The following is a 26495-nucleotide window of genomic DNA, read 5'->3' as shown; positions in this document are numbered from 1 at the left end:
CGGGATCACGGCGTGGGCGGGGAGGGGAGCGCGGCCTGCGGGCCGGGCGGGACGACGATGCAACTCCCCGCGGACGTGGAGCACACCACGATATTGCTGAAGCGGGGATCGCTGAGCAGGCTGCCGCCGATCAGGGCGGAGGCGGGCAGCGGCAGCGGGCCGCCGGGCGACGGGGTGTTGAACTGGAAGGCCTGGGCAATGGTGCTGGCCGAGGCTGCGGGAGGGCTGGAGGCGGGCAGCACGGTGAGGTCGGCCCCCAGGACGGTGAGGCTGTAATTGGGTGGGGCGGCGAGGCTGCCCTGGGTGATGGCGAAGCGGCCCGGCAGGCTGATTGGCGTGGCGGCGGTCGAGAGCGCGCCGGCCAGGGTGTCGCCGTTGACGAGGCCATCCGAGCCGATTGTGTAGGTGAGGATCGGATTGGGCTGGCCTTGCAGGCGGGTCTGCGGATCGGCGATGACGCTGAGCGGGCGCGCGGCGACCGACAGGGTCGCACCGGCGTAGATCACCGCGTAGTTCGGGGACGCCGCCAGGCTGCCCTGCGTGATCGCGTACGGGCCGACGCTGCTGCTGGTCGTGGCGGGGGTGGCCAGCCCACCCGTGAGCATGTCGCCGTTCACCAAGCCAAGGCCTCCGACCGTGTAGGTCAGCGCCGGGTTGGCGTTGCCGTACACCCGGCGCTGCGGGTCGGCCGTCACCGTCAGCGGACGCGCGGTGATCGACAGGGTCGCACCCTGATAGCTCACCGCATAGTTGGACGAGGCCGCCAGAGTGCCCTGCGTGATCGCGTACGGGCCGACGCTGCTGCCTGACATGGCCGAGGTCGCGAGACCGCCCGTGAGCGTGTCGCCGTTCGCCAGACCGAGCCCGCCGACCGCGTAGGTGAGCGCCGGGTTGGCCTCCCCGTACGCCCGGCTCTGCGCATCCGCCGTCACCGTCAGCGGACGCGGCGTCACCGACAGGGCCGCGCCCTGGTAGCTCACCGCGTAGTTGCCGGAGGCGGCCAGCGAACCCTGCGTGATGCTGTACGGACCGACCCCGCTCGTTGCCACGGCGGCGGTGGCCAGACCGCCCGTGAGCGTGTCGCCGTTCACCAGCCCCAGCCCGCCGACCGCGTAGGTCAGGCTCGGGTTGGCATTGCCGTAGATCCGGCTCTGGGCGTCCGCCGTCACCGTCAGAGGGCGCGGCGTCACGCTCAAGCCGGTCGGCGCGTCGCGGTAGCTGATCGTGTAGTTGCCCAGGCCCGTGCCCAGAGCCGCCGAGGGCGTCAGCGCGTAGCTCCCCACACCCGCACTGGCCGCACCCCCCAGGCTCGACAGCGTCACGCCCGTGACCGTGTCGCCGTTGGCGGTGACCAGGCCTGCGGTGCTGAACCCGCTCGTGCCCAGGGCCAGGCTGGTCCCGTACACCTTGCTCTGGTCGGTGGCGGCGATGGTCAGGGTTGCCGGCGTGACCGCAAGGGTCGCGCCCTGGTAGGTCACCGCGTAGTTGCCGGACGCCGCCAGGGAGCCCTGCGCGATCACGTACTGGCCAACCCCGCTGCCCGGTGTGGCGCCCGTTGCCAACGAGCCCGAGAGCGTATCCCCGCCGACGAGGCCGAGCCCACCCAACGTGTAGGTCAGCGCCGGGTTGCTGTGGCCATAGATCCGGCTCTGCGCGTCCGCCGTCACCGTCAGAGGCCGCGCCGTCACCGACAAGGTCGCTCCGACATAGTTCACCGCGTAGTTCGAGGACGTGGCCAGCGTACCTTGGGTGATTCCATAACCGCCAACGTTGCTGTTGGTCGTTGCCGCCGTCGCGAGACCGCCCGTGAGGCTGTCCCCGTTCACCAGGCCAAGGCCGCCCACCGTGTAGGTCAGTGCCGGGTTGGCGTTGCCGTAGATCCGGCTCTGCGCATCCGCCGTCACCGTCAGCGCGCGCGGCGTGACCGCCAGGGCCGCACCCTGGTAGCTCACCGCATAGTTGGCCGAGGCGGCCAGGGAGCCTTGCGTGATGCTGTACTGACCCACCCCGCTGGCGGTCGTGACCGCCGTCGCGAGACCGCCGCTCAGGCCGTCGCCGTTCACCAGCCCCAGCCCGCCGAGCGTGTAGGTCAGGCTCGGGTTGGCATTGCCGTAGACGCGGCTCTGGGCGTCCGCCGTCACCGTCAGCGGGCGCGCGGTGATCGACAGGGTCGCGCCCTGATAGCTTACCGCATAGTTGGACGAGGCCGCCAGAGTGCCCTGCGTGATGCTGTACGGACCGACCCCGCTGGCGGTCGTGGCCGCCGTTGCGAGACCGCCCGTGAGCGTGTCGCCGTTCGCCAGACCGAGCCCGCCGACCGCGTAGGTCAGGCTCGGGTTGGCATTGCCGTAGATCCGGCTCTGTGCGTCCGCCGTCACCGTCAGCGGACGCGGCCTCACCGCCAGGGTCGCGCCCTGATAGCTCACCGCATAGTTGGACGAGGCCGCCAGGGAGCCTTGCGTGATCGCATACGGGCCCACATTGCTGCCGGTCGACGCTGCCGTCGTGAGGCTACCCACGAGCATGTCGCCGTTCACCAAGCCAAGGCCCCCGACCGTGTAGGTGAGCGCCGGGTTGGCGTTGCCGTACATCCGGCTCTGCGCATCCGCCGTCACCGTCAGCGGACGCGGCGTGACCGACAGGGCCGCGCCCTGGTAGCTCACCGCGTAGTTGCCGGAGGCTGCCAGCGAACCCTGCGTGATGCTGTACTGACCCACCCCGCTCGTTGCCACGGCGGCGGTGGCCAGACCGCCCGTGAGCGTGTCGCCGTTCGCCAGACCGAGCCCCCCGAGCGTGTAGGTCAGGCTCGGATTGGCGTTGCCATACACCCGGCTCTGGGCATCCGCCGTCACCGTCAGCGGGCGCGGCGTCACCGACAGGGTCGCGCCCTGGTAGGTCAGGGCGTAGTTGGCCGAGGCGGCCAGCGTCCCCTGGGTGATCGCATAGGTGCCCACGTTGCTGCTGGTCGACGCCGCCGCGAGGCTGCCGGACAGGGCATCTCCGTTTACAAGCCCCAGCCCGCCGATGCTGTAGCTGAGCGCCGGGTTGGCCTCCCCGTACGCCCGGCTCTGCGGGTCGGCCGTCACCGTCAGCGGGCGCGGCGTCACCGACAGGGTCGCGCCCTGGTAGCTCACCGCGTAGTTGCCGGAGGCCGCCAGAGTGCCCTGCGTGATGCTGTACGGACCGACCCCGCTGGCGATCGTGGCCGCCGTCGCGAGACCGCCCGTGAGCGTGTCGCCGTTCACCAGCCCCAGGCCGCCGACCGCGTAGGTGAGCGCCGGATTGGCGTTGCCGTAGATCCGGCTCTGGGCGTCCGCCGCCACCGTCAGCGGACGCGGCGTCACCGACAGGGTCGCGCCCTGATAGCTCACCGCATAGTTGGACGAGGCCGCCAGGGAGCCTTGCGTGATCGCATACGGGCCCACATTGCTGCCGGTCGACGCTGCCGTCGTGAGGCTACCCACGAGCATGTCGCCGTTCACCAAGCCAAGGCCCCCGACCGTGTAGGTGAGCGCCGGGTTGGCGTTGCCGTACATCCGGCTCTGCGCATCCGCCGTCACCGTCAGCGGACGCGGCGTGACCGACAGGGCCGCGCCCTGGTAGCTCACCGCGTAGTTGCCGGAGGCTGCCAGCGAACCCTGCGTGATGCTGTACTGACCCACCCCGCTCGTTGCCACGGCGGCGGTGGCCAGACCGCCCGTGAGCGTGTCGCCGTTCGCCAGACCGAGCCCCCCGAGCGTGTAGGTCAGGCTCGGATTGGCGTTGCCATACACCCGGCTCTGGGCATCCGCCGTCACCGTCAGCGGGCGCGGCGTCACCGACAGGGTCGCGCCCTGGTAGGTCAGGGCGTAGTTGGCCGAGGCGGCCAGCGTCCCCTGGGTGATCGCATAGGTGCCCACGTTGCTGCTGGTCGACGCCGCCGCGAGGCTGCCGGACAGGGCATCTCCGTTTACAAGCCCCAGCCCGCCGATGCTGTAGCTGAGCGCCGGGTTGGCCTCCCCGTACGCCCGGCTCTGCGGGTCGGCCGTCACCGTCAGCGGGCGCGGCGTCACCGACAGGGTCGCGCCCTGGTAGCTCACCGCGTAGTTGCCGGAGGCGGCCAGGGAGCCTTGCGTGATGCTGTACGGACCGACCCCGCTGGCGGTCGTGGCCGCCGTCGCGAGACCGCCCGTGAGCGTGTCGCCGTTCACCAGCCCCAGCCCGCCGACCGCGTAGGTGAGCGCCGGATTGGCGTTGCCGTACACCCGGCTCTGCGCGTCCGCCGTCACCGTCAGAGGGCGCGGCGTCACGCTCAAGCCAGTCGGCGCGTCGCGGTAGCTGATCGTGTAGTTGCCCAGGCCCGTGCCCAGAGCCGCCGAGGGCGTCAGCGCGTAGCTCCCCACACCCGCACTGGCCGCACCCCCCAGGCTCGACAGCGTCACGCCCGTGACCGTGTCGCCGTTGGCGGTGACCAGGCCTGTGGTGCTGAACCCGCTCGTGCCCAGGGCCAGGCTGGTCCCGTACACCTTGCTCTGGTCGGTGGCCGTGATCGTCAACGGCGCGGCTGTGACGCTCAGCGAGCCTGTCGCCGCAAAGCCGAACCTGTAGCCCGAGGGCGACGCCAAGGTCCCGGGATCTGCCGTGATCGCGTAGTCCGGGCTCCTCACGCCCGCCGACATCGCGCTGCCCAGGGAGGTCACGACCGGCGCGCCCGTCACGGCGGTGCTCAGGTCGTCGCCCCGGTAGGCGCCGGCCCGGCCTGGATCGAAGCCCGTGATCGCGTAGGCACCGGCCACACGCGCCGTGGCATCCTCGCCGTAGACCTTGCCGAGGCTCGTCGTCGCAACCGTCAGGGTCGGCTGCAGCGCGAACACGTAGCGGTTGCCTGTCGCCGCCACCGCCGTGCCTGCGGTCGTGTTCCAGACCGCCGTGTTGCCGCTGTCCAGTCCCCCGAACGTGGCGCGGCCCGGATCGGCCGAGGAGACGAGCCACCGCCCGCCGGCATCGGTCGCCGTGACCGCGGTCGCGCCCGCGGCGTTGACGAATGCCCCCGTCGCCGCCAGGACGGGGCTCGCCCCCGACACGGCCGCCCCGAGCGTCAGGTCCCCGCCCGTGGTCAGGCTCACGGTACCCGTCGCGCCGATGCCGGAGACCGCCGTGCCGACAGCATCCGAGACCGACCCGACCGTCAGCGAGGCCGCGCTCGACACGGCGAGGCGACCCGTATCGGCGGCGACGGTGCCGATGCGGTTCGCGCCGTCCGTCAGCGTGATGTCGCCGCCCCCTTCGAGGAGCAGCGCGCCCACCGCCAGGGCCGCGCTCTGGGTCACCTGACCGGCCGTGCGCAGGGCGAGCGTGCCGGTGAGGCTCGTGGCCGCGTCGAGCACGAAGGTCGCGGCCCCCGGCACGATCATGCGGTTGGCCAGCCCAGTGGGCGCAAGCGCGCCGGCCGCCGCGGCATCGGCGGTGTTGAGGCTCGACAGGGTCGTGGTCGCGGAGCCTGGCCGATCGAGCTGCCAGCCTCCGTACACGCTGGCATGGGTCACGCCCGTGCTCGCGGTGACTGCGACATAGGTGGCGGCATTCTGCGCGCCCGAGCCGCCCAGGCCGTTGACGACGGTGCCGGCGAGCGTGTAGGCCACCAGGGTGCCGCCGGCCGGAACCGTGCCGGCGGGAGCGAGAACGTAGTAGGTGCCGTTGGCGCCCGTCGTGGAGCTGCCCAGCAGGACGCCGTTGGCCGCCACCGAGACCAGGCCCGGTCGCGCCGCGGTCTGGCCGCTGCCGGCGGGGGAGGCCAGCAGGGTCGTTCCCCCATCCCTGTAGGCGGTGCCTGAGATCGCCTGCACGCCGTTCGGGTAGACGCTCGCGAGATACGGATACAGCCCGTTCGTGCCGCCCGCGAAAGCGGAGCCCAGGTTCCCCGCATCCGTCAACGCACCCATGACCGAGGCCGGCAGCCGGTCGAGCCCTTGGAACTGGCGGGTCGTCAGGCCGACGACATGGCTCGTCGTGCTGTTGTCCGATCCGATGCCGGGGAGCGTCGCGCCGCTTGTCTGCGTGTCCCAGAAGGAGCGGACGACGGTGCCGCTTCCGAGATTGTAGCCGACCAGCCCGCCCACGAAATTACCGCCGTGAACGCTGCCTGACGAGAAGGATCCGCTGATCAGATCGTCGTTGAAGCCGACGAGGCCGCCGACGCCGTCGCCGCCGCGGACGCTTCCCGTTGCGGACGATTGGCTGACGATGCCGACATTGTGCCCCACGAGCCCGCCTACCGAAGACCCGCCGCCAACGATGGAATGCGCGCTGCTCTGAACGACCGTGCCGCCGACGTTGAACCCGACGAGACCACCGATATTGGAGCCGGTGCCGGTGATGCTCGCGGTCGAGGAGGACTGGCTGATCACCCCCCCGTTGTTGAGGCCGACCAACCCGCCGACCTCCGAGCCGCCGCTGACGGCGCCGCCGAGGCCGATATTCCGCACGGTTCCGCCGGCGTTCAGCGTTCCGATCAGGCCGACGGTGTCGCTTCCCCCCGTGACGGTCAGGCCCGTGATGGTGTGGCCGAGACCCTCGAGCGTCCCTGAGAGGCTCCCGACGACCGCACTCGTGTAGGGCGTCGTCGAGGCGTCGAGGTTCGTCGCGAGCGCCGAGGCGGCGACGGGATTGAGGTTCTGGACGTCCGTCATCGAGCGCAGGAGCGCGTAGCCCTGCCCGTTGATCGCGAGGGCCTGGCCTGAGACGGGGCCGGTCGCGGGTGCGCCGGTCGCGTCGTTGAAGGTCAGCGACGCGGTTCGGGCGAAGCTGAGATCCGCCACGGTGGCGGCCGTGTTCCCGTTCGCGTCCAGGATGGCGCGGGAGCCCGAGGCGAGGGCGACGGAGCCTGCGCCGTTCACCGTCACGGGCGCGTTGATGGCGAGCGTGCCGCCCGACAGGAGCCCGAGCGAGCCGCCGGCATTCAGCACCTGCGCGGCCGTCACCGTGATCGGCACGCCCGCCCCGGTCTGAACCACCGTCGTCGCGGAAGACGGTGCGGCCGTGTCCACCGCGAAGCTCGAAGCCGTCGTCACGAACCCCCGGCCGGTGAGCCCGGATGTGAGCGTGACGGTCGAGGTGCTCGCGATCCCGGTCAGGTTGGGCGGAGTGCTCGCACGAGCGTCCGTGAGCGTGGCAGCGCTGCTGGGCGCGGTCAGCGCCCCGCCGTAGAGGTTCACCCCCGTCTGGACGGGCGTGTTCGCCGGGTAGGTCGCGAGCGTCGCGGCCGCAGCGGCCGTGTCCTGCACGGTCGGCACCGAGGTCACGAAGGGCGTCCCGTTCGTGATCGTGCCAGCGGGCAGCGCGAGGTAGTAGTAACCGTTGGCGCCCGTCGTGGTCTGCCCGACGAGAGCACCGCCTGCATCGACCGACACCGTGACGGCTCTCGCTCCGGAGGCCGCATGGATCGCGCCCGCGTCCCGGTAGGCGAGCCCTGAGATCGCCTGCACCCCGCTCGGGTAGAAGCTCGCCAGGTACGGATAGTTTCCGCCCGCCCCGCCGCTGAAGGCGGCGCCTGTCGCTCGCGTGTTCAGGTTCGTCAGAGGGAAGGCGGTCTGAAGCTGTGCGGTGGTCTGCGCCGACCCGCCGGCGCTCGTCGCCTGGCCGCTGGTCTGGGTGTCCCAGTAGCCGTTGGTGACCCCGCCGCTGTCGGAGGCACCGACCAACCCGCCGACCGCCAGGGTCCCCGCGCCGTTGTTCGCCCCCACCGAGACCGCGCCGGTGCTGAAGGTCGACGCGACCTGACCCGTCGCAGCGTTGTAGCCGACGAGGCCGCCGACGGCGACGAGCGCACCATCGGCGCTCGCGCCCGCCGACGCCGCACCCGTGCTCAGCGCCGCGATGATCTGACCACCGTTGTTCAGTCCCGCGAGGCCGCCGACATAGGCGATGCCGCCACTCACGGCGCCGACGGTCACGGCGCCGGTGCTCCACGAATTGACGAGCACCCCGCCCGTGCCACCAGGGCTGTTCAAGGCGTCGTTGCTGCCGACGAGGCCGCCCGCGAGAACGGTCTGACCGACGACTGCGCCGGCGGTGACGGCGGCTGAGCTTCGCGAGGAGCTGATCTGGCCCAGGTTCAGCCCCACCAGCCCGCCCAGGGCCGCGCTCTCCTGCCTCAGCCCGCCGGCAGTGATTGCGCCCGTCGAGAAGGCGGAAGCGATGGTGCCGGCATTGCTGCCGACCAGTGCACCGATAGCGGAGGCGGTGCTGCCGCCCGATGCCGCGTCGGCCAGGGTGAGCGCCGCGTTCGTCACGCCGATGTCCCGCACCGTGCCGCCCACGCCCACCGTGCCGAACAGGCCGTAGGTGCCGACGCCGGTCGCGGCGATCGCGAGGTTGCCGATCGTGTTGCCGAGGCCGGTGAACGTGCCCGTGAAGCTCGCGCCCCCTTGGCTCGCCCCCACGACCGCGTCCGTGTAGGGGGTGCCGGGCGCAGTCAGCGGCCCTGCCAGCGCCGACGCGCCCGTGCCGCTCATGCCCGCCACGTCGCCCATGCTGTAGAGCAGCGCGTAACGCTGGCCGTTGACGGCGAGCAACTGATTGCCAGGGTTCGCGGCCAGCGCCGCGCCGGTCGCGTCGAGGAAGCGCAGCGCCCCCGTGCCGGCGACGGTCGAGGTCGCCGAGAAGGCGAGGTTGCTGGCATTCGACGCGTCGTAGGCGAGCACGACGGATCCGCTGCCCCGCAGGGCCACCGGCGCGGCAACCGAGAGCGTGCCGCCCGACAGGAGGCCGAGCGCGCCGCCGGTCGACACGGTGACCGGCGCCGACACCGTCAGCGGCTGGCTCGCCGGCGTCGTGACCAGGAAGGTGCTGCCGGCATCCACCCCGACGGGCCGGTCGATCGTGAACGCCCCTGCGGCGACGAGCCCGAGTCCCTGCGCGCCAGAGATCGCCGTGCGGGCCGCCGGGACGGAAGTCGCCGCCGTGGCGAGGGCTTGCGCCGACGCCGGCGTCGGCGCGGCAGAGAGCGAGGTCACGCCGACCCCGGCCGGCACGGTCAGCGTGTTCCCGTAGAGGTTCACGCCCGCGGTCAACGCCGCCGGTGCGGCGCCGGTCGTCGTCAGGGTGGCGCTGTTGGTGTCCGTCCAGGCGACGAAGCCCGCGGCGGCCGGCAGGATCCCGGGCGCCCCGAAGGCGTAGTACGCGCCGTTCGCGCCGGTCGAGGCCGTCGCGACGACGCTGCCGCCCGAGGCGATGCCGACCGTTCCCCCGATGATCGGCACGGCGCCGGCGCCGCCGTAGGCCGTGCCGGTCACGACCTGCGGCCCGGCGGGAAAGAAGCTCCTGAGGTACGGATAGAGCCCGGCGCCCGCGCCCCACGCGCTCGCGTCGAAGCCCGGGGGCAGCGTCCCGGCCTGGAACTGCGCCGTGGTGAGGCCCGTCCCGCCCCCGGCGCTGCCGCTGCGGCCGGTCGTCTGGGTGTCCCAGGCGGACTGGTTTACCGCGCCGCCGAAGGCAAAGCCGACCAGCCCGCCCAGGTTCGCGCCGTTGCCCGCGACGCTCCCGATCGCGAAGGACTGCGTGATGGTCCCGCCGGGATTGTAGCCGACGAGCCCTCCGACACGGTCGGGCCCGCTGACGCTGCCGGTGGCAAAGGATTGGGTGATGGTGCCGCGGTCGTTGGAACCGACCAGCCCGCCGACGGTGTCGCTGACGTTGACGCTGCCGCTGACGCCGACATCCCCGGTCGCGTAAGCCTGGGTGATGCTGCCGGTGTTGTACCCGACCAAGCCACCCGCAAAGCCCGTGGCGCGAACTGTGCCCGTTGCGAAGGACCGGACGACGGCTCCGTCGTTCTGACCGACCAGCGCGCCCACGCTAAATCCGCCGCCGACACTGCCGCCGACGAGACCGAGGTCCCGCACCGTTCCGCCGCTTTGGAGATCTCCGATCAGGCCGACGCGGAAGCCCGACCCCGTGATGGTCAGGCCGGTGATGGTGTGGCCGAGCCCCTCCAGCGTGCCCCCGAAGCTCCCGATCACCGCGCCCGTGTAGGCCGTGCTCGGCGCCGTCAGGTCCGTCGCCAGGGCGTAGAGGCCGGTCTGATTGTTCAGGCCCGGCAGGTCCGCCATGTCGCGGAGCAGCGTGTAGCCCTGCGCGTTCACGGCGAGCGACCCGCCCGTGCCCGTGAAGGTCAGGCTCTTGCCCTGCGCGAAGCTCAGGTTCGTCGGGTCGCTCGCGTCGTAGGACAACGCCACCGAGGCCGCGCCGTTCGCCGTCACGCTCTCGTTGATCCGCAGCGCCCCTGCCGCGCTCAGGCCGAGCGTCCCCCCGGCCGTCACGCTCACCGGCGCCGCCACCGTCAGCGGCGCGCCCGCCGCCGTGGTCTGCACCCCGAAGGTCCCGCCCGTCGTCACCGCCCGGTCGATCGTGAACCCTTGCGCGTTCGTCGCCGCCAGCACCGGCACCGCGCCCGCCAGGAAGCCCGGCAGCGTCGCGCCCACCGGCAGCGGTCGGCTCAGGGTCGCGTCGTAGCCCGAGGCCGACAGCGTCGCCGCGCCGGTGCTCGCCGCCAGCAGGGTCACCCCGCCCCAGATGTCCACGCCGCCTTGAGCGGGGGTGCCGGCCGCGTAGGTCGAGAGCGCATAGCCGCCAGCGTTCTTCGCGCCGTTGGCGTCCTGGGTGGTGTAGGCGACGAGGGGCTGGCCCTGCGGGATGGTGCCGGGCTGGCCGAAGACGTAGTAGGCGCCGTTGGCGCCCGTGGAGGCGGTGCCCAGCGTGGTTCCGGCGCCCACCACCATGACGGTGCTGCCGACGACCGGGGTGGTGCCGGCGTCCTTGTAGGCGGTGCCGGAGACCGCCTGGACGCCGTTGGGGAAGAAGCTCGTCAGATAAGGGTAGAGGCCGTTCGCCCCGCCCGCGAAGGTGGGGCCGAGGTTGTTCGCGTCGGTCAGGGCTCCGGTCAGCGGGCTCGGCAAGGGGTCGAGGCCCTGGAACTGGCGCGTGGTCAGGCCGGTGCCGCCGTCGCTCGCTGCTTGGCCGGTGGTCTGCGTGTCCCAGTAGCCCTGCGTGACCGTGCCGCCGTTGTCCCCGACGAGCCCGCCCACGAAGGTGCGGCCCGAGACGGCACCGGTGGCGTAGGCCTGCGCGATCGTGCCGCCGTTGCCGTTGCCCCCGACGAGCCCGCCCAGGGCGAAGGAGCCCGATCCGCCCGAGACGGCACCGGTGGCGGAGGCCTGCACGATCCTGCCGCTGTCGTTGAACCCGACGAGCCCGCCCACGTAGGTGGAGCCCGAAACGGCTCCGGTGGCGGAGGCCTGCACGATCCTGCCGCTGTCGTTGAACCCGACGAGCCCGCCCACGTAGGTGGAGCCCGAGACCGCGCCGGTGGCGGAGGCCTGCACGATCGTGCCGCTGTTGAACCCGACGAGCCCGCCCACCCAATTGCGGCCGCTCACGCTGCCGCCGACGAGACCGAGATCCCGCACCGTTCCGCCAGCTTCGAGCCGCCCGATCAAGCCGACATAGTAGCTCGACGCCGTGATGGTCAGGTTGCTGATCCTGTGGCCCAACCCCTCCAGCGTGCCCGGGAAGCTGCCGATCACCGCGTCCGTATAGGCGGTGGTCGGCGCCGTGAGGTCGGTGGCGAGCGCATAGCGGCCGGACTGGCCGTTCAGGCCCGGCAGGTCCGTCATGTCGCGGATCAGCGTGTAGCCCTGCCCGTTGATGCCGAGCGCCCCGCCTGCACCCGTGAAGGTCAGGCTCCTGCCCTGCGCGAAGCTCAGGTTCGTCGGGTCCGACGCGTCGTAGCCCAGCGCCACCGAGGCCGCGCCGGTCGCGGTCAGGTTCTCGTTGATCCGCAGGCTGCCGCCCGACAGCAGCCCGAGCGACCCGCCCGCCGCGAGCGTCTGCGCCGCCGTCACGGTGACCGGCGCGCCTGCCTGCGTCTGCACCACCGTGGTCAGGCCGGAGGGCGCGGCGGTGTCGACCGTGAAGGCCGGGGCCGTGGTCAGGAAGCCGCGGCCGGTGAGGCCCGACGCGAGGGTGGCGGTGGACGCGCTCGCGATCCCCGTCAGGTCGGGCCGCGCGCTCGCCAGCGCGTCGGTCAGCGTGGCGGCATTGCTCGGGGCCGTCAGCGCCCCGCCGTACAGGGGCACGCCGCCCTGAGCCGGCGTGCCGGTCGAAGTGGCCCGCGTCGCGGCGGCGTTGGCGTAGGTGACGACCGGGCTCGCGGTCGTGTCCTGCACGGTCGGGACCGAGACGACGAAGTTCGTCCCGGTCGCGATCGAGCCGGCCGGCAGCGCGATATAGTAAGCGCCGTTCGCACCCGTCGTGGCCTGCCCGAGCAGGCGGCCGCCCGCGTCGAGCGAGACGGTGACGGCCCGCGATCCGGAGGCGGCGGGAAGCGCGCCCGCATCCTGGTAGGCGGTGCCGGAGACCGCCTGGACGCCGGTGGGGAAGAAGCCTTTCAGGTACGGGTAGAGGCCGCCCGTCCCGCCCGCGAAGGCCGGGCCGAGCTTGTTCGGATCCGTCAGGGCGCCGGTCAGCGGGTTCGGCAAGGGGTCGAGCCCCTGGAACTGGCGCGTGGTCAGGCCGGTCCCGCCGGCACTCGTCGCTTGGCCCGTGGTCTTTGTGTCCCAGTAGGCCTGCGTGATCGGGCCGCTGTTGTCCGCGACGAGACCACCCAAGGCGAAGGAGCCCGAGACGGCACCGGTGGCGTAGGCCTGCGTGATCGTGCCGCCGTTGGACCCGACGAGACCGCCCACGAGAGAGGAGCCCGAGACCGCGCCGGTGGCGGAGGCCTGCGTGATCGTTCCGCTGTCGTTGAACCCGACGAGACCACCCACGTAGGTGGTGCCCGAGACGGCGCCCGTGGCGGAGGCCTGCGTGATACTGCCGCCCTGGTTGCCCCCGACGAGCCCGCCCACGCGGGTGGTGCCCGAGACCGCGCCGGTGGCGGAGGCCTGCACGATCGTGCCGCTATTGAACCCGACGAGCCCGCCCACGTAATTGCGGCCGCTCACGCTGCCGCCGACGAGACCGAGATCCCGCACCGTGCCGCCGTTGCTGAGCGTCCCGATCACGCCGACATTGGAGCTCGACGCCGTGATGGTCAGGTTGCCGATCGTGTGGCCCAACCCCTCCAGCGTGCCCGGGAAGGTCCCGATCACCGCGCCCGTATAGGCGGTGGTCGGCGCCGTGAGGTCGGTGGCGAGCGCATAGCGGCCCGCCTGGTTGTTCAGGCCCGGCAGGTCCGCCATGTCGCGGATCAGGGTGTAGCCCTGCGCGTTGATGCCCAGCGACCCGCCTGTGCCTGTGAAGGTCAGGCTCTTGCCCTGCGCGAAGCTCAGGTTCGTCGGGTCCGACGCGTCGTAGGCCAGGCCCACTGAGGCCGCGCCGGTCGCCGTCACGCTCTCGTTGATCCGCAGACTGCCGCCCGACAGCAGCCCGAGCGACCCGCCCGCCGCGAGCGCCTGCGCCGCCGTCACGGTGATCGGCGCGCCGGCGCCCGTCCGCACCACCGTCGTCAGGCCGGAAGGCGCGGCCGTGTCGACCGTGAAGCCCGGGGCCGTGGTCAGGAAGCCCCGGCCGGTGAGGCCCGACGCGAGGGTGACGGTGGACGCGCTCGCGATTCCGGTCAGGTCGGGACGGGCACTCGCCAGGGCGTCGGTCAGCGTCGCGGCATTGCCTGGCGCGGTCAGCGCCCCGCCGTAGAGGGTCACGCCCGTCTGGGCCGGCGTTCCGGTCGCGTAGGTCGAAGTGGCGAGCGTCGCGGCGGCGGTGGAGGCTCCGGCCACGGTCGGCACCGAGGCGACGAAGGCGGTGCCGGAGGCCAGCGTCCCGGCCGGGAGCGCGATGTAGTAGGCGCCGTTCGCGCCGGTGCCCGCCTGCCCGACGAGGCGCCCGCCCGCGTCGAGCGAGACCGTGACCGCCCCCGCGCCGCCGGAGGCCGCCGGTGTGGCTCCCGCGTCGCGGTAGGCGGTGCCGGTGATGGCCTGGACGCCGTTGGGGAAGACGCTCCTCAGGTACGGGTAGAGGCCCGGCCCGGCGCCCCAGACGGCCGGGTCGAACCCGGTGGGCAGGCGGCCCTGGAGCGCGGCCGTGGTGAGGCCCGTGCCGCCCGTGCTCGCGCCTGCGCCGCTCGTCTGCGTGTCCCAGACGGAGGAGGTGACGGAGCCGAAATTCGTCCCGACCAGCCCACCCGCCGCGGCCGCGCTGGAGGCCGTGACCGTGCTGCCGAACGCGTAGGACTGGCTGATGCTGCCGCCGTTGTAGCCGACCAGACCACCGACGCTGAGGCCGTTGCCGCCGCCGCTGACGCTGCCTGACGCGAAGGACTGCGCGACGGCACCGCCGCTGCTGAAGCCGATGAGTCCGCCGACGTTGTCGCCGCCGCTCACGCTGCCCGTCGCGGCGGACTGCGTGACCGCCCCCCCCTGGAAGCCGGAGAAGAAGCCGACGAGCCCGCCCACGGAGATGGAACCGCTGACGGTGGCATTGGCGTGGACTTGCGCGACGACCCCGTCGTTCTCGCCGACCAGCGCGCCGACGTTGTTGCCGCCGCTGATGGTCGCGCCGAGGAGACCGAGGTCCCGCACGGTCCCGCCGCCGCCGAGCCGTCCGATCAGTCCCGCATAGTCGGTCGAGCCGGTGACGGTGAGGCCCGTGATCGTGTGGCCGAGCCCCTCCAGCGTGCCCGAGAAGGTGCCGATCGGGGCCGCGTTGTAGCGGCTCGACGAGGCATCGAGGTCCGTGGCGAGGGCGTAGCGGCCCGACTGGCCGTCCAGGCCCGGCAGGTCCGTCATGGCGCGGATCAGCGTGTAGCCCGCCCCGTTCACGGACAGCGACCCGCCCGTGCCCGTGAAGGTCAGGCTCCTGCCCTGCGCGAAGCTGAGATTCGTCGGGTCGGACGCGTCGTAGCCCAGCGACACCGCGGCCGTGCCGGCTGCCGTCACGCTCTCGTTGATCCGCAGCGCCCCCGCCGAACCCAGGCCGAGCGTCCCGCCGGCCGTCACGCTCACCGGCGCCGCCACCGTCAGCGCCGCGCCCGCCGCCGTGGTCTGCACCCCGAAGCTGCCGCCCGTCGTCACCGCCCGGTCGATCGTGAACCCTTGCGCGTTCGTCGCCGCCAGCGACGGCACCGCGCCCGCAAGGAAAGCCGGCAGCGTCGCCCCGACCGGAAGCGGCCGGCTCACGGTCGGATAGTAGCCCGAGGCCGAGAGCGTCGCCGCCCCCGTGCTCGCCGCCATCAGGGTCACGCCGCCCCAGATGTCGACGCCGCCCTGCTTCGGCGTGCCCGCCGCGTAGGTCGAGAGCGCGTAGCCGGCCGCGTTCTTCGCGCCGTTCGCGTCCTGGGTGGTGTAGGCGACGAGGGGCTGGCCCTGCGGGATCGTGCCGGGCTGGCCGAAGACGTAGTAGGCGCCGTTGGCGCCCGTGGAGGCGGAGCCGAGCGTGGTGCCGGCGCCCACCACCGTGACGGTGCTGCCGACGACCGGGGTGGTGCCGGCATCCCGGTAGGCGGTGCCGGAGACCGCCTGGACGCCGTTCGGGAACAGGCTCGTCAGGTAGGGGTAGAGGCCGCCCGCCCCTCCGGAGAAGGCGGAGATGGTGCCGTTCCCGAGCTGGGCGGCGGGGGAGAAGAACACGGCATTGCCGCCGGCGACCGAACCGGAGATCGGATCGAGCCCCTGCAACTGGCGGGTGGTCAGGCCGGTCGCGCCGGCATCGGCCCCGACGCCGATCCCGGTCGTCAGGCCGCTCGTCTGCGTGTCCCAATAGCCCTGCGTGATCGCGCCGGCGTTGTACCCGACGAACCCGCCCACGCTGGAGGAGCTTGATCCGCCCGAGACGGCGCCGGAGGCGGTGGCCTGCGTGATCGTGCCGGCGTTGCTCCCGACGAGCCCGCCCACGGAGAAGGAGCCCGAGACGGCGCCGGTGGCGGTGGCCTGCACGATCGCCCCGGCATTGGACCCGACGAGGCCGCCCACGTAGAAGCCGCCCGTGGTGACGGAGCCGCCGACGAGACCGAGGTCCCGCACCGTTCCGCCGCCGTTGAGCGTTCCGATCAGGCCGACGTTGTCGTTCGATGTCGCGATGGTCAGGCCGGTGATCGTGTGGCCGAGCCCCTCCAGCGTGCCCGAGAAGCTGCCGATCACCGCGCCCGCATAGGCCGTGGTCGGCGCCGTCAGGTCCGTCGCCAGGGCGTAGCGGCCCGACTGGCCGTCGAGGGCCGGCAGGTCGCTCATCCGGCGCGCCAGCGCGTAGCCGGCGCCGTTGATCGCCAGCGACCCGCCGCCATCGAGGGTCAGGCTGCGGCCCTGCGCGAAGCTCAGGTTCGTCGGGTCCGTGGTGTCGTAGGCGAGGGACACCGGGACCCCGCTCGCCGTCACGTCTGCGTTGACGCGCAGGGACCCGGCGGAATGGAGCGACAGCCCCGCTCCGCTCACCGCCTGGCCCTGCGCGACCGTGATCGGCCCCTGCGTGGTCCGCAGGTAGAGCCCGCCCGCGGCCCCCGACGCCACCGCCGCATCGAGGGTGAACCCGGCCGGGTCCGTCGCCACGTAGCCCACCCCGGACAGGCCCGACGTGCCGGCGAAGCCGAGGCTGCCCCTGGCGCCCGAGAGCAGGCCAAGGTTGGGGGCGAGCAGCGCGCTCACGCTCGTCGGGGCGCCCGACAGCGCCGTCGCGCTCGTCGGCGCGATCAGGGTGCCGCCCCAGACGTCGAGGTGGCGCGTGGTGCCGGTGGCGGAGATCAGGCTCGCCCCGGTCACCGGCTTGGGCTGGAGGGCGTCCTCGCCGCCGTCCGCGGTCGTGTAGGCGAGGACCGGCGTCCCGGCGGAGGAGAGTGTCCCGGCCGGCAGGGCGAGGTAGTAGTAGCCGTTGGCGCCGGTCTCGACCTGCGCCCGCGTCCCGGCGACGTCGAGGAATACCCGGCGCGCGACGGTGTCCGACGTGTCGCCCGGCCGGGCGAGGGGCGTCACCCCGCGATCCGCGAAGGCGGTGCCGGAGATCGCCTGGACGCCGTTCGGGTAGAGGCTCTTCAGGTAGGGGTAGAGGCCGGGGCCCGTGCCCCAGGCCGCCGCGTCGAAGCCGCCCGGCAGCGTGCCCTGGAGGTCGGCCGTGACCCGGCCGCTGCCCCCGGCACTGGCTGACCGGCCGGTGGTCGACAGGTCCCAGTAGGCATTCGTCACCGTGCCGGGATTGATGCCGATGAGGCCGCCCGTCCCGCGGTCGTTGGTGACGAGCTGCCCGGTCGCGTAGGCCTGCGTCACGGTGCCGGAGGCGTTGTTGCCGATGAGCGCGCCGGACGAGAAGCCGGGCCCGCTGACGGAGCCGGTCGCGGAGGCCTGGAGGATGCTTCCGGCATTGGTGCCGACGAGCCCGCCGACGTCGAACGCGTTCCCGGAGACGGCTCCGGTCGCGACGGCGCGGGTGATGGTGCCCGTATTCGTGCCGACGAGGCCGCCGACGCTTCCGGAGCCCTGCACGTCGCCCGTGGCGGAGGCGTCCCGGATGGTGCCCCCGGCGTTGGACCCGACCAGGCCGCCGAGGAAGGAGCCCCCCGAGCTGTAGACGGAGCCCCCCGCCGAGGCCCGGATGATGGTGCCGCCGCTGTTCAGGCCGACGAGTCCGCCCACGACGTCGGAGCCAGTGGTCACGGTCCCGCCCGATGCCGAGACCTGGGCGAGGGTACCGCCGTCGATGCGGCCGACCAGAGCGCCGACGTTGGTGACGCCACTCACGAAGACCTGCACGAGGCCGAGGTCGCGGATCGTCCCGCCCGTGCCGAGGCTGCCGAACAGGCCGGAAGCCCCCTGTGAGCCGGCGCCGACCGACAGCCTGCCGATCGCGTGGCCGAGCCCTTCGAAGGTGCCGGCGAAGGGGGCCGCCGTGTCGTTGATCGTCGCCGTCGTGCCGACCGGCGGCGAACGGTAGGCGACCGGGACACCGGACGCGGTGCCGTCGGTCGTCGCGAACAGGTCTCCCACCAGGGCGTAGCGGCCCGACAGGCCGGCCCCGAAGGTCGCGACGCTCGCCCGGTCCGTCGCGCGCCGCCCGTCGATGGCGTCGAGGTCGGCCATGGACCGCACCAGCGCGTAGGCGGCCCCGTTGATCGTCAGGGACTGGCCCGCCACCGGGCTTGCCGTCGCGGCGCCGTTGGCGGCGTTGAGGGTCAGGCTCGTACCCGGCGCGAAACTCAGGTTGGTGACGTCCGCCGCGTCGTAGCCCAGCACCACCGGCGCCGCGCCGTTGACCGTGACCGCCGCGTTGACCGCGAGCGCCCCCGCGGCGACGAGCCCGAGCCCGCCGCCGTCGCCGATCGTGACCGGCTGCGCCACCGTGAGCGGCGCGCCCGCCGCGACCGTCTGCACGCCGAAGGGCCGGCTCGTCGTCACCGCCCGGTCGATGGTGAAGCCCTGCGCGCCCGTCGCCGCCAGCACCGGCACCGCGCCGGCGAGGAAGCCCGGCAGGCTCGCGCCGGCCGGCACGGCGGGCAGGCTCGCCGGGTCGAAGCCGGAGGCCGACAGCGTCGCCTGGCCGGTGCGCGCCGCGAGCAGCGTCACGCCGCCCCAGATGTCCACGCCCGTCTGGGCGGCATTCGGGGTGCCGGCGGCGGTGACGAGCGCGGCGGCGTTCCGCGCCCCCGTCCCGTCCTGGGTGGTGTAGGCGACGAGGCCCTGGCCGGCCGCGATCGTGCCGGGCTGGCCGAAGACGTAGTAGGCGCCGTTGGCGCCGGTGCTCGCCGAGCCGAGCGTGGTGCCGGCGCCCGCCACGGTGACCCGGGTGGCGGCGACCGGGGTCGCGCCCGCATCCGCGTAGGCGGTGCCCGAGACCGCCTGGATCCCGTTCGGGAACACGCCCTTCAGGTAGGGGTAGAGGCCCGGCCCGGTGGCCCAGACGGCCGGGTCGAAGCCGGCGGGCAGGCTGCCCTGGAGCTGCGCCGTGGTGAGGCTCGCGACGTTGCCGGACTGATTGGCGAAGTCGGTCCCGAAGGCGCTCCGCCCGCTGGTCTGCGCATCGACGGCGCTGCGCGCGACCGTGGCGCCGCCGAACGAGGCGTTCTGGCCGACCAGGGCACCCACGTTCCTGGAGCCCGAGACGGCGCCCGTCGCGTAGGATTCGACGATGCTGCTCCCGGACGACGTGAAGCCGACGAGGCCGCCGATACCGTCGTTCCCCGACACGTTCCCGGTGGCGAAGGATTGGCGGATCACGCCGCCGTTCTGGGTCCCCGCGAGACCGCCGGCCTTCCCGCTTCCGCCGGAAACGCTTCCGGTCGCGTAGCTCTGCGCGATGGTGCCACTGGAATTGCCGACGAGCCCGCCGACCTGAGCGCCCCCCTGCACGCGTCCGGTGCTCGCGCTCAGGAGGATCGTTCCGCCGTTGCCGCCGACGAGGCCGCCGACGACGGGGAAATCGCCGACGACGGTCAGGTCCGACGACACGGAGACGATCGTCCCGTCATTCTGGCCGGCGAGCGCCCCCATGATGCCGCTCGCCGACACGCTCCCGCCGCGCAGGGCGATGTCGCGCACCGTCGCGCCGCCGCCGAGGCTCCGGAACAGGCCCGCAAACAGCGCGGGATTCGCCTGGGTCGCGGGCTTGGCGATGGTGAGCCCGGTGACCGCGTGGCCCAGGCCCTCGAACGTGCCGCCGAACCCGCCGCCGGAGGCGGTCCCCACGAGCGCATCGACGTAGGTCGTGCCGGAGGCCGCCACGTCCCCGGCCAGGGCGTAGCGGCCCGACAGGCCGGCGCCGAAGGCCGTGACGGTGCTGCCGTCGACCGCCGACACCCCGTCGATGGCGTCGAGCTCGGCCATCGTGCGGATCAGGGTGTAGCCGGCGCCGTTGATACCGAGCGCCCCGCCCGTGCCCGCGAAGGTCACGCTCTTGCCGGGCGCGACGCTCAGCTTCGTCGGGTCCGACGCGTCGTAGGCCAGAGCCACCGCGGCCGTGCCGGTCGCCGTGATGCTCTCGTTGATCCGCAGGCTGCCGCCCGAGAGGAGCCCCAGCGACCCGCCCGCTGTAAAGGACTGCGCCGCCGCCACGGTGATCGACGTCCCGGCTCCCGTCTGCACCACCGTCGTCGCGCCGGACGGCGCGGCCGTGTCCAGCGTGAAGCCCGCCGCACTCGTCACGAAGCCGCGGCCGGTCAGGTTGGACGCGAGGGTGACGGTGGACGCGCTCGCGATCCCGGAGAGGCTCGGCGGCGCGCTCGCCAGCGCGGCGGAGAGCGTGGCTGCGGTGCTGGGCGCCGTCAGCGCCCCGCCGTAGAGATCGACGCCGGTCTGGACGGGCGTGCCTGTGGCGTAGGTCGAGGCGGCGAGCGTGGCGGCGGCGTTCGACGCTCCCGCCACGGTCGGCACGGAGGTGACGAAGCCCGCTCCGTTCGCCACCGTGCCGGCCGGAAGCGCGATGTAGTAGGTGCCGTTCGCCCCGATGCTGGCCTGCCCGAGGCGGGTGCCGCCCGCATCGAGGGACACCGTGCCCGCGCCCGCGCTGCCGAAGGTGGCGAGGGCGGTGCCCGCGTCGCGGTAGGCAGTGCCGGAGACTGCCTGGACGCCGTTCGGGAAGAAGCTGGTCAGGTAGGGATAGAGGCCGTTCGCCCCTCCGGAGAAGACCGAGGTGGTGCCGTCCCCGAGCTGGGCGGAGGTGGAGAAGAAGACGGCATTGCCGCCGGCGACCGAGCCGGAGATCGGATCGAGCCCTTGCAACTGGCGCGTGGTGTAGCCGGTGTGGGTGCCGGCGCTCGTCGCTCGGCCCGTGGTCTGCGTGTCCCAGTAGGCCTGCGTGATATGGGCGCCGGCGGTGTCGAGCCCGACGAGCCCGCCCACCGAGGAGGAGCCCGAGACGGCGCCGGTGGCGTAGACCTGCACGATCGTGCCGCCGCCGCCGTTGATCCCGACGAGCCCGCCCACGTAGTTGAAGCCCGAGACGGCGCCGGTGGCGTAGGCCTGCACGATCGTGCCGCCGTTGGACCCGACGAGCCCGCCCACCGAGGAGGAGCCCGAGACGGCACCGGTGGCGTAGGCCCGCGTGATCGTGCCGCCGTCGACCCCGACGAGCCCGCCCACCGAGGAGGAGCCCGAGACGGCGCCGGTGGCGTAGGCCTGCGTGATCGTGCCGTCGTTGGACCCGACGAGCCCGCCCACCTCGGAGGAGCCCGAGACCGCGCCGGTGGCGTAGGCCTGCACGATCGTGCCGCCGTTGGACCCGACGAGCCCGCCGACGGAACTGCCGCCGCTCACGCTGCCCCCGATGAGACCGAGATCCCGCACCGTTCCGCCAGCGGTGAGCTCCCCGATCACGCCGACATTGGAGCTCGACCCCGTGATGGTCAGGCCGGTGATCGTGTGGCCCAAGCCCTCCAGCGTGCCCGAGAAGCTCCCGATCACCGCGCCCGTATAGGCCGTCGCCGGCGCCGTGAGATCGGTGGCGAGCGCGTAGCGGCCGGACTGGGTGTCCAGGCCCGGCAGGTCCGTCATCGCGCGGATCAGGGTGTAGCCCTGCCCGTTGACCGCGAGCGACCCGCCCGTGCCCGCGAAGGTCAGGCTCTTGCCCTGCGCGAAGCTCAGGTTCGTCGGGTCGGACGCGTCGTAGCCCAGCGCCACCGGTACCACGCCCGTCGCCGTGACGCTCTCGTTGATCCGCAGCGCCCCCGCCGCGCTCAGGCCGAGCGTCCCGCCGTCACTCACGCTGATCGGCGCCGCCACCGTCAGCGGCGCGCCCGCCGCACTGGTCCGGACCGCGAAGGTGCCGCCCGTCGTCACCGCCCGGTCGATCGTGAAGCTCGCGCCCGTCGCCGTCAGGTTGCGCCCGCTCAAGCCCGCGATCAGCGTCTGGGTCGTGGCGCCCGCGCTCGCCGCGGCGCGCGCCGTCAGGTCGGTCTCGGCGGCCGTCAGCGTGGTGGCGCTCGTGCTGCCGGTGAGCGTCCCGGCATAGAGGTTGACGCCGGCCTGGGCGGGCGTGCCCGCCGTGTAGGTCGAGGGGACGAAGGTCGCGGCGGCGGTGGACAGGCTTCCGTTCGTCGGGACAGAGGTGACGAGGCCCGCCCCGTTCGCCACCGTGCCGGCCGGCAGCGCGATGTAGTAGGTGCCGTTCGCGCCCGTCGTGGCCTGCCCGAGCAGGCGCCCGCCCGTATCGAGCGACACCGTGACCGCGCCCGCGCTGCCGGAGGCGGCGAGCGTCGCACCCGCGTCGCGGTAGGCGGTGCCGGAGATCGCCTGGACGCCGGTGGGGAAGAGGCTCGTCAGGTAGGGGTAGAGCCCGTTCGCCCCGCCCGCGAAGGCGGAGCCGAGCTTGTTCGCATCCGTGAGGGCGCCGGTCAGCGGGCTCGGCAAGGGGTCGAGCCCCTGGAACTGGCGCGTCGTCAGGCCGGTGCCGCCGTCGCTCGTCGCCTGGCCGGTGGTCTGCGTGTCCCAGTAGGCCTGCGTGATCGTGCCGTCATTGGCCCCGACGAGTCCGCCCACGTTGTTGGTGCCTGAGACGGCGCCGGCGGCGTAGGCCTGCGTGATCAAGTTGCCACTGTACCCGACGAGACCGCCCACTTCGTCAGAGCCCGAGACGGCGCCGGTGGCGGAGGCCTGCGTGATCGTACCGTCATTGTACCCGGCGAGCCCACCCACGGAGATGGTGCCCGAGACGGCGCCGGTGGTGGAGGCCTGCACGATCGTGCCGCTGTTGGCCCCGACGAGCCCACCCACTTGATCAGCGCCCGAGACGGCGCCGGTGGCGGAGGCCTGCACGATCGTGCCGAAGTTGATCCCGACGAGTCCGCCCACGATGCTGGAGCCCGAGACGGCGCCGGTGGTGGAGGCCTGCACGATCGTGCCGCTGTTGGACCCGACGAGCCCGCCCACGTTGCCGCCACCGCTCACGCTGCCGCCGACGAGACCGAGGTCACGCACCGTTCCGCCGGAGGCAAGCGTCCCGATCAGGCCGGCCTTGTCGCTCGTCCCCGTGATGGTCAGGTTGCTGATCGTGTGGCCCAGGCCCTCCAGAGTGCCCGAGAACGTCCCGATCACCGCGCCGGTATAGGCCGTGCCCGGCGCCGTGAGATCGGTGGCGAGCGCGTAGCGCCCCGACTGGTTGTTCAGCCCCGGCAGGTCCGCCATGGTGCGGATCAGCGTGTACCCCGCCCCGTTCACGGACAGCGACCCGCCCGTGCCCGCGAAGCTCACGCTCTTGCCCAGCGCGAAGCTCAGGTTGGTCGCGTTCGATGAATCGTAGTTCAGCGACACCGACGAGGCGCCGTTCGCCGTCACGCTCTCGTTGATCCGCAGGCTCCCGCCCGAGAGTAGCCCCAGCGACCCGCCCGCGTTCAGGGTCTGGGCCGCCGTCACGGAGAGCGGCACGCCCGTCCCGGTCTGGATCACGGTCGCGTTCGTCGGATCGACGGCCGTGTCGACCGTGAAGCTCGACGCGGTCGTGACGACGCGGCGGCTGCCGAGGCCGGCGATCAGGCTCGCGGTGCCGGAACTCGCCGCGGCGCCGACACCGGACGACACGGCCGCGAGCGCGTCCGAGAGCCGCGTCGCGCCGGTGACGCTGGAGAGCGTCCCGCCGTAGAGGTTGACGCCGGCCTGGACTGGGCTGCCGGTGCTGTAGGTCGAGGTGGCGAGCGTCGCGGCGGCGGTGGAGGCGCCGGAGACCGTCGGCACGGAGGCGACGAAGGAGGTTCCGTTGGCCACCGTCCCGGCGGGCAGGGCGATGTAGTAGGTCCCGTTCACCCCCGTGGTGGCTTGGCCGACGAGGCGGCCGCCCGCGTCGAGGGAGACGGTGGCGGGACCGTTGATGGTTGGGGCGGCCTGGGTGGTGCCGGTGATCACCTGCGGGCCGGTGGGGAAGAGAGTCGTCAGGTACGGGTAGAGGCCCGCGCCACCCGCGAAGCTGCCGCCCGGAACCGCGAAGTTCGACTGGAATGCGCTCGTCGTCAGGCCGGTGGTGCCGGTCGAGGAGCCGGTGCCCACCCCCTGCGACCGACCGCTGGTCTGCGTATCCCAGTAGGTCTGGCTGACAGTCCCGCCGCTGACGCGGCCGATCAGCCCGCCCGCTATGCCCACGGCGTTCACGACGGCGCCGGTGGCGTAGCTCTGGCTGATCGTCCCGTTGTTTATGACGCCGACGAGACCGCCGCTCACCCCCGAACTCACGACGGCGCCGGTCGCGTAGCTCTGGCCGATGCTCCCGGTGCTGCTTCCGACGAGACCTCCCAGCGTGCTGCCGCTGCGGCCGGTGACAGGTCCGCTGGCGTAGCTTTGGCTGATCGTCCCACCGGAGTTCAAGCCGACGAGGCCGCCCCCGATGCTGCCCGAGTCGACCGCGATGCCGGCGTAGCTTCGGCTGATCGTCCCTAGGTTGAGCCCGACCAGGGCACCGGTGCCGAGCGTCGACGTGCTGCCGCTGACCGTGCCGTCGCTTCCGACGAGGCCGATGTTCTGCACCGTCCCGGTGGCGTCCAGCATCCCGATCAGGCCGACGCTGCCGCTCGATGCGCTGGCCTTGAGATTGGCGATCGTGTGGCCGAGCCCTTCCAGCGTGCCCGAGAAGCTGCCGATCACCGCGCCCGAATAGGCTGTGCCCGGCGCCGTCAGGTCGGTGGCCAGCGCGTAGCGCCCCGACTGGCCGTTCAGGCCCGGCAGGGCCGCCATGTCGCGGACCAGCGTGTAGGACTGCCCGTTGATGAACAGCGCCTGGAAGGCCTGGCTGGCGTTCGGCCGGAACGTCACGCTCGCGCCCTGCGCGAAGGTGAGGGCGCCGGGGCCGGAGCCCGCGCCGTTGTTCGTCTGGATGGTCAACCCGCCGCCGCCGGCGACGGTCACGGTCGCATTGACGGCGATCGAGCGGGCCGCGAACAGGGTGAGCAGGTTGTTCGACGACCACGTCACCGGCGCCGCGACCGTGATGTCGCCCGCCTGGCTGCCGCCGCCGAGGCCCGTCAGCACCGTGACGTTGGCGCCGGCGAGCGCCGCGTTCAGCGTCCCGACGTTGATGACCGAGTCGTTGCCCGTCGCGACGAAGCTGGACTGGTTCGCGTCCGTGCCCGACGAGATCGTGACGTTGTAGGGGTCGAGCAGCAGCGTCCCGGCCGAGCCCTTCGGGGCCGTCAGGTCGGCAAAGCCCGTGTAGGACAGGACCCCCTTCGACGAGACCTCGGCCTGCCCGCCCTCGCCCCCCTGCGCGCCGCCCCGCGCGCTGATCCGCCCCGCGAATTCTGTGGCGGCGTCCGACCACAGCACCACGTCGCCGCCGGAGCCCGACGCGGTCGCGTCCGCCCGGATTATGCTGTCCGCGTCCATCCGCAGGTTCTGCGCGTGGGCGAGGGGACCCTGCCCCTGCCGCCCGCCGCCCAAGCGCACCGTCCCGCCGCCCGCCGCGCCCGAGGCGTCGACGCCGGCGCCCGTGAGCGCGATCTCCCGCCCGGTCGCGGTCACGCGCCCGCCCGCCCCGGTCCCGCCGGTCGCCGCGAGCGTGCCGGTGAGCGCGAACTTCTCCTCCGCCTTGACCCGGATCCGCCCGCCCGTCGCGCCCGACGCCTCGACCCGGCCCGCCACCGACACGGCGCGGCCGCTGATCCGCACCCGCCCCCCGGCCTGGCCGCCAGTGCCGTTGGCGGTGAGCCGCGCCGCCGCGCCGACCGCCACCGCCCCGTCCCCGCCCGACAGCACGATGGCGCCCGACCGCCCCGAGACGCTCGTCGCCTCGACCACCCCCGAGAGGTTCACGGCCTGGCGGGCCATGTCCCGCGCCGCTGCCGCCTTGATCTCGACGCTGCCCCCCTCCGCCGAGATCACCCCCGAATGGCGAATCAGCGCGCCCTTGCCCGCCGCCGCACTCGGCACCTGTACCTGCAGGAACCCGTCCCCCGACAGGTCCAGCGTCGCCCGCTCCCCCGCCCCGATCCCGACCTTGCCCATCGGCACGCTGATCGTGCCGGAGTTGCGCACCTCGCCGCCGAGCAGAGCCGCGTAGCCGCCCCGCCCGATCGTGATCGTGCCGCGGTTCGTCACCCGCGCCGAGGCGCCGGAGCCCCGGAACTGCCGCCGCCCGGCCTTGAAGTCCTCGTCGGCGATGTCGAGGGAGGAGGCCACGAAGGCGGCGGCGTTGACCTTGCCGGTCTTCGTGATGGTGATGCCGTTGGGGTTGACGAGGTAGACCTGCCCGTTGGCGTCGAGCTGCCCGGCGATGGTCGAGCGGGTCTGGCCCGTCACACGGTTGAGGATGGCGGCCTGGGCGTTCGGCTGCTGGATGTCGACCCGGTTGGCCTGGCCGATCGAGAAGCCCTGCCAGTTGACGATGGCGGTCTGGCTCGACTGCCGGATTGCGAGGGCGCCGTTCTGGGGCGTGCCGATGGTCACCCCGCCCGACACCACCCGCCCGCCCGTCGGCAGGGCCTGCTGCGCGAGGACCGGCGCGGGCGACATCGTCGCGAGGACCGTCGTCGCGAGAGCCGTGGTGGCGAGGAGGGCGGCCGGCAGGGAATGGGTCATCACGGGGTCGCGGTCGAGAGGAGGTCGAAGAAGAGTGCAGGGCCGCAC

Annotated in this window: 1 protein-coding gene; it reads right to left on the bottom strand. The window is 73.1% G+C overall.

What is annotated here, in order from left to right; translation table 11 throughout:
* Positions 1-5 precede the first annotated feature (5 nt).
* Positions 6-26447, bottom strand: a complete 26442-nt coding sequence (locus EU555_RS07095) for an MBG domain-containing protein (RefSeq protein ID WP_135413979.1) — start codon at positions 26445-26447, stop codon at positions 6-8.
* Positions 26448-26495 lie beyond the last annotated feature (48 nt).

This window comes from Methylobacterium nonmethylotrophicum, from assembly GCF_004745635.1.
Lineage (GTDB): Bacteria > Pseudomonadota > Alphaproteobacteria > Rhizobiales > Beijerinckiaceae > Methylobacterium > Methylobacterium nonmethylotrophicum.
The sequence above is the reverse complement of the archived record's forward strand: the minus strand, read 5'-3'. Positions and strand labels throughout refer to the sequence as shown.